This window comes from Adlercreutzia equolifaciens (assembly GCF_029076695.1).
Lineage (GTDB): Bacteria > Actinomycetota > Coriobacteriia > Coriobacteriales > Eggerthellaceae > Adlercreutzia > Adlercreutzia equolifaciens_A.
The window spans coordinates 1-597 of sequence record NZ_JARFIK010000009.1 but is presented as its reverse complement, the minus strand read 5'-3'; the positions used below and the strand labels follow the sequence as shown (position 1 = coordinate 597).

General features: G+C 64.5%; 1 pseudogene. It reads left to right on the top strand.

Going from position 1 to position 597, the window contains the following annotated elements:
* Nucleotides 1-139: 139 nt before the first annotated feature.
* A pseudogene (locus PZH32_RS11190) lies at nt 140-597 on the top strand (glutamate 5-kinase); the annotation flags it as partial.

Sequence of the window (597 nt, the reverse complement as noted above, 5' to 3'; positions counted from 1 at the left end):
GAGAGCGCCGGCCTTCTCCAAGGCCGTATCGACGCCCAGGCGCTCTCGACGGCGATGAGGTGCGCATCCTCGGGTATTCCTTTGCCTTTGAATCGCCCACGGCCCAAGCGGTCGATATGTATCAGGAGCTTGATCTGTAATGACCGCGCAAGAGAAGACGGCGCGCGCCAAGCGCCTGGTGGTGAAGATCGGCACGGCCACGCTCACCACCTCGGAAAGTTCCATCGACTACGGTTTCCTGGACGACCTGGCCGCTCAGCTGGCTCAGGTGCGCCAGGCTGGCTGGGAGCCCATCGTGGTTACCTCGGCGGCCATTGCCTGCGGCCTGGAGGCCCTGGGGATTGCCAAGCGCCCCGAGGACTTGCCGAGCCTGCAGGCGGCGGCTTGGGTGGTGCAGAGCGCCCTGTCCACGGCCTACGCCCAGGCCTTCGCTCCCTACGATATGCTCACCTCAGTGGTGTTGCTCACGCGGCGCGATACGGCCGATCGCAGCGCCTACCTACACGCTCGCGACACGCTTAATCGCTTGTTGGAGCTGGGTGTGGTGCCCATTGTCAACGAGAACGACACGGTATCGGTGGGGCAGATTCGCTTCGG